We start from the raw sequence: 4,922 nt of genomic DNA, 5'->3' as shown, positions 1-4,922 counted from the left end.
TCACCGACGCCACAGCGGCCTGCATGGTGTTCTCCGACACCATCCACGCGATGCTGCTGACGCACGACAAGTGGCGCCAGTTCACCGCCAAGCGCATCGTCGACGCGCATGCCGCCGCCCAGGTGCTGCTGTGCGTGTCGGCCGACAGTCGCGAGGAGGTCTCGCAACTGGTCGACAAGGCCCACGCCGCCGGCGGCAAGGCCGACCCCACGCCCGTGCAGGACTACGGCTTCATGTACGGCCGCAGCTTCGAGGATCCGGACGGGCACATCTGGGAAGTGATGTGGATGGACCCCAACGCCTTGCCGCCCAAGGCCTGAGCAGTCCGTCGACCGGCCGCTTCCGGTGCGGGCGCCGGTGCTGCGAGTGCCGGCTCTCCCATCCTGGGCCACCCGTGCCGCGCAAAGCCGCACTGCCGCCACCGCGAGCGCCGGTCACGCCGCGTGCCGCCGCGCATGCCGGCAAAAAAATGGCAGCTGGCGCGACAAGGGGCAAGGCCGCCGGCGCTGCTTGCCACGGCACCTCCTGCCGGAAAAAGCGGCGCAGTCTCCGCCTGAAGCGGGAGCGGCGCCCCGTGCAGCGGGGAAGCGTCAGGTCGGGCGGGGCCGGTGGGATGCAGCTGCAGTGCCAAGGCACCGCGCGAGCTGGCGCCACGGTGCGAGGTCCCAATGTCCGCGCGCCTGTCCGGAGGGCGAGGGCAGCACGTGGATCGCAGCGATGCCGATGCGTTCGGGCTGCGGGCCGTAGATGGCGACCGGTCGGCCCAGCGCCGCGCGTGCGGCGGTCTTGCTGGTGAAGGCGAGCAGGCGGGGTTGCAAGCGCTCGATCTTGGCGATCAGCGCGGGCACGTCGAAGGCATCGCGCGGCAGGTCGGCGTCGTTGCCGCTGTGGCGCTTGGCCAGGTCGGTGAGGCCGATGCCAAGCTCGAGCAGGGCGGGGAACTCGGCGGGCGCGAACAGCCGCGGCGTGATGCCCGCTTCGTACAGTGCGCGCCAGAACAGGTTGCCCGGGTGCGCGTAGTAGGCGCCTTCGCGCGCGGAGCGCTCGCCGGCCGCGGTGCCGCAGAACACCAATCTGAGGCCCGGCCGCAACAGGTCGGGCAGGACGTGCGGCTCAGCCGGCAGGTTCATCGAGCAGGAAGTCGGTGAACTGGAAGCGGCCGTCGCGCAGCACCGATTCGCCGCGGCGCAGGCGCAGGTCGCGCGCGAACAGCGGGCCGCCGAAGCTCAACGTGTGGAATTCGCCACGCTCGCCGCAGGGGTCGATGCCGGCGGGCAGGCCGTCGAGCAAGGCGCCGTCGTAGGGACGTCCGCAGTAGTCAGCTTCCAGTTGCTGGGTGTCCACGCAACACAGCATGGCGCGATGGCCTTCGCCGACGAAGCGGCGCGAGAGCGTGCCGGTGTCCTCGCCCCAGAGCGGGAACACCGCGCGCCACTGTGCGCGGCCGAGCTGGCGCACGCGGTAGTCGCGCACGTCTTCCAGGAACAGGTCGCCGAAGGCGCAATGGCGGATGCCGGGCCAGCGCATGCGCGCCTCGGTCAGGGCGCGCTCGTGGGCGGCTTCGTAGGCTTCGTTGCTGCCGGGCCAGTCCATGGTCACCTCCAGCAGAGGCAGGCCGAGCGCGTCGGCCTGCGCCAGCAGGATGTCGCGGCGCACGCCGTGCATGGCAATGCGGTCGTAGGTGCGGTTGACGGTGGTCAGCAGCGCGGCCGGCTGCCACTGCGGATCGGCGCGCAGCCGCTGCAGGGCCATCAGGCAGTCCTTGCCGCCGCTCCAGGCGAGGAGGATGGGGGTGGCGTTCATCGGACTACTCTACGGCACGCCAGTAGCGTCCGTAGGATGGGCTTCAGCCCAGCGCTTTGGATGTACGACAGGATCGAGGGGCTGAAACCCAACCCTGCGTGTTCGCGGGCGCGCCCACGTCCCGTGGACGCGCGGCCGGGCAGGGTGGGGCGCATGTGGGCCAAGCTGCTGGACATCTGGAACCACCAGCCGTGGGTGCGCCTGGGCGTGACGGTGGCGGTGGCGCTGCTGGTGGCCATCGCGCTGCACCGGCTGGCTCGGGCGCTGCTCTGGCGCCTGAGCGACGGCCACCCGATGGCGCGCGAGATGCTCAGGCAGGCGCGTGCGCCGATGGGCGTCCTAGTGCCGCTGGCGGTACTGATGGTCGCGCTGCGCACGCGGCCGGAGGCTGCCAGCCTGCACCTGGCCGAGACCGCGCAGCAGATGCTGGCGATTGCGCTGGTCGCAGTGGCCACCTGGCTTGGAGTGCGCTGCATCAATGCGGCGCAGTTCTTCTTCTGCCGCCGTTTTCCGGTCGACATGCGGGACAACCTGCGCGCGCGGCGAGTGCTCACGCAGGCGCGTGTGCTGGGGCGCACGGCAAGCGTGGCGCTGATCCTGATCGGGCTGGCCGCCTGCCTGATGATGATTCCCGGCGTGCGCGAAATCGGCACCAGCCTGTTGGCCTCGGCGGGCCTGGCCGGACTGGCCGTCGGGCTGGCGGCCAAGCCGGTGCTGAGCAACCTGATCGCCGGCGTGCAGATCGCCATGGCCCAGCCGATCCGGCTGGACGACGTGGTGATCATCGAGGGCGAGTGGGGCCGCATCGAGGAGATCACCGGCACCTACGTGGTGGTGCGCATCTGGGACGAGCGCCGGCTGGTGGTGCCGCTCAACTGGTTCATCGAGAACCCGTTCCAGAACTGGACGCGCACCAGCGCTCAGCTGATCGGCACGGTCTACCTGTGGCTGGATTACCGCGTGCCGCTGGAGCCGCTGCGCGAGGAGGTCAAGCGCCTGTGCAAGGCGGCGCCGCAATGGGACGGGCGCGTGTGCGTGCTGCAGGTGACCGACGCCAACGAGCACGCGATCCAGCTGCGCATCCTGGCCAGCTCGGCCGATTCGAGCAGCAACTGGGACCTGCGCTGCCGCGTGCGCGAGGGGATGATCGCCTTCGTGCAGCAGCACTGTCCGGAGAGCCTGCCGAGGGTGCGGGCGCAGGTGGGGGAGTGGGGCGGGGAGCCCCCGGTTGCGTCCAGCTCGCGCTTCTCTTCGGGGCGTGGGAGGGGGTGAGGGGCGGGGTTCGCCTGGAAGCAGGTCAGGCCCTGGCTTGCTTGCATGCACCAGGCAAGCGCGCAAGAAAAGAGCGGTTGAGGGCACAAGGGTTTGGGCGAGTCCCGCCCCTCGCCCCAGTCCTCTCGCCAGAGGAGGGCGGGCTGCGTGGTCTCGGAATCGCGGCAAGCGCGCACGCTGGAAGCGAACCGCTTACCTCGCAAGCGTGGGTGCGCTAAAGGCCAGCGCCGCGTGTATCCGACCGTCGCGCAACTCGAAGTGCAGCGGCATGCCCAGCGCCTCCGCGGCGGCTCGGGCGAGGGCCAGGCCCAGGCCGGCGTGGCTGGCGTGGGGCGGCTGCTTGCGCCAGAAGCGTTCGCCGAAGCTGGCGAGGTCGTGCGGCTCCAGTTCCGGCGCGGCGTTGTCGATGTGCAATTGCGCCGCGTCCAGCCGCAGACGCGCCGTATCGCCGGCGGGCGCGTAGGCGGCGGCGTTGCCCAACAGGTTGCCGACCACCACCTCCAGCAGCGCCGGATCGGTGCGCAGTTCCGCCGGCGGCACGCCTTCGACCGCCAATGTGACGCCGCGGCCGGCGGCCAGCGTGCGATGGCGCTGCAGCTGACGCTCCAGCCACGGTCCCAGCGCGAGCGGCTGCACGTGGGGGCGTTCCAGGCCGGACTGCAGGCGGGTGAGCAGCAGCAGGGCGGCCACCGTGGCCTCCAGCTCGGCGCCGATGTGACCGACCTCGCGCAGGATGTCGGGCAGGCTGCGCCCGCTGGGATAGCGGCTCTCCACCTCGGTCAGCGCGCGCAGCTCGGCCAGCCGCGTGCGCGTCTCGTGGGCCAGGCCGCTGGCGAACTGGCGCTCGCGGGCCAGCCCTTCGTCCATGCGCGCGAGCACGTCGTTGAAGCGCGCTACCAGCGGGTCGAGCTCGCGCGTGCCGCTGGCCGGCAGGCGCTGGCCGGGCGCGTGCGGGCCGATGACGCGCATGCGCTCGACCAGTGCGCGCACGGGCTTGAGGCCGCGGCGCACGATCAACGGCACGGCCACCAGCGCGACCAGCAGGGCCAGCGCCGGGCCGAGCACCAGGATCCAGTCCAGCGCGGTCAGCAGGCGGTCGAAGGAGCGGCGGTCCAGCGCGTAAAGCAGGGCGCAGCTGCGCGTGGGCGGGCTGTGGGTGGAGGGTTCCTGGAAAGCGAACATCACCGTGCCCAGCCGGCCCTTCCTGCCGGGCAGGTTGGCGAAGCGCGGGGTGGCGCCTGCCGACTGCGGCCAGCCGGCGGGAGCGACCGGCGGCGGGGGCGAACTGTGCAGCACCGGCAGGTCCTCGCAGCGCAGTTCGTAGTAGGCGCGGCCTTCGCCAGCCAGCAGGGCGGGCGGGGTGCGCGGCGTGCCCGCCGCCTGCTCGACCTCCACCACCGTGGTCAGCGCCTGGGCCTGGGTCAGCAGGTTGTCGCGGAAGCGTGCCTCCATCGCGCGGTCGATGCGCCAGTCCATCGCCAGCGCGCCGCCGCCGAGCGCCACCAGGCTGGTCGCCACCAGCAGCAGGGTGATGCGCGCGGCGAGCGAAGGCGGCTTCACGGGATCAGGTAGCCGGCGCCGCGACGGGTTTCGATCAGGCCGACCAGGCCGGCGGCGTCGAGCTTGCGGCGCAGGCCGAACACCAGCACCTCCACGCTGCGGTCGGACACCTCGGTGTCGCTGCCGGCCGTGCGCTCGAGGATCTCCTGGCGCGTGAAGGCACGCCCGCGGTGGCGCAGCAGCAGGCCCAGCACGGCGAATTCGCGCGGTGTCAACGGCAGCGGCTGGCCATCCACGCTGGCGCAGTGGGCCAGCGGGTCCCACGCCAGCGGGCCGTGGCTGAGCAC

6 protein-coding genes are annotated in these 4,922 nt (G+C 72.0%); 2 read left to right on the top strand and 4 right to left on the bottom strand.

Features of this window, described 5'->3' with window-relative positions:
• A partial coding sequence (locus HOQ08_RS11590) for a VOC family protein (RefSeq protein ID WP_291194830.1) occupies positions 1-320 on the top strand: 320 nt, incomplete at its 5' end.
• 270 nt (positions 321-590) lie between these two features.
• Here HOQ08_RS11590 and HOQ08_RS11585 read toward each other — a convergent pair.
• Together HOQ08_RS11585 and HOQ08_RS11580 are read right to left on the bottom strand one after the other, a co-directional pair.
• Positions 591-1,130, bottom strand: coding sequence for a mismatch-specific DNA-glycosylase (locus HOQ08_RS11585; RefSeq protein ID WP_291194827.1), 540 nt, complete (start codon positions 1,128-1,130; stop codon positions 591-593).
• A complete protein-coding gene (locus HOQ08_RS11580) occupies positions 1,114-1,803 on the bottom strand; it encodes an ATP-binding protein (RefSeq protein ID WP_291194824.1) in 690 nt (229 codons plus the stop codon). The genes HOQ08_RS11585 and HOQ08_RS11580 overlap by 17 nt, the downstream gene beginning before the upstream one ends.
• A gap of 153 nt (positions 1,804-1,956) precedes the next feature.
• On the opposite strand from HOQ08_RS11580, the gene HOQ08_RS11575 reads away from it, so the two are divergent.
• Entirely contained in the window at positions 1,957-3,075 is a 1,119-nt protein-coding gene (locus HOQ08_RS11575) for a mechanosensitive ion channel domain-containing protein (protein WP_291194821.1), read from the top strand.
• A 192-nt stretch (positions 3,076-3,267) separates the two neighbouring features.
• Here the strand turns inward: HOQ08_RS11575 and HOQ08_RS11570 are convergent, their stop codons facing one another.
• Positions 3,268-4,635, bottom strand: coding sequence for an ATP-binding protein (locus HOQ08_RS11570; protein WP_291194818.1), 1,368 nt, complete (start codon positions 4,633-4,635; stop codon positions 3,268-3,270).
• On the bottom strand, positions 4,632-4,922 hold a 291-nt coding region (locus HOQ08_RS11565), incomplete at its 5' end, for a winged helix-turn-helix domain-containing protein (RefSeq protein ID WP_291194814.1). The genes HOQ08_RS11565 and HOQ08_RS11570, both read right to left, overlap by 4 nt.

Source organism: Frateuria sp. (genome assembly GCF_013362045.1).
In the GTDB taxonomy this organism is placed as follows: Bacteria; Pseudomonadota; Gammaproteobacteria; order Xanthomonadales; family Rhodanobacteraceae; genus Frateuria_A.
Note: the sequence above shows the minus strand (reverse complement) of the source record. Positions and strands in the feature narration are given on the sequence as shown.

Excerpts from the sequence above, each read along its gene's own strand:
- HOQ08_RS11585 (WP_291194827.1), bottom strand. The coding sequence starts at position 1,130 with ATGAACCTGCCGGCTGAGCCGCACGTCCTGCCCGACCTGTTGCGGCCG.
- HOQ08_RS11580 (WP_291194824.1), bottom strand. The coding sequence starts at position 1,803 with ATGAACGCCACCCCCATCCTCCTCGCCTGGAGCGGCGGCAAGGACTGC.
- HOQ08_RS11575 (WP_291194821.1), top strand. The coding sequence starts at position 1,957 with ATGTGGGCCAAGCTGCTGGACATCTGGAACCACCAGCCGTGGGTGCGC.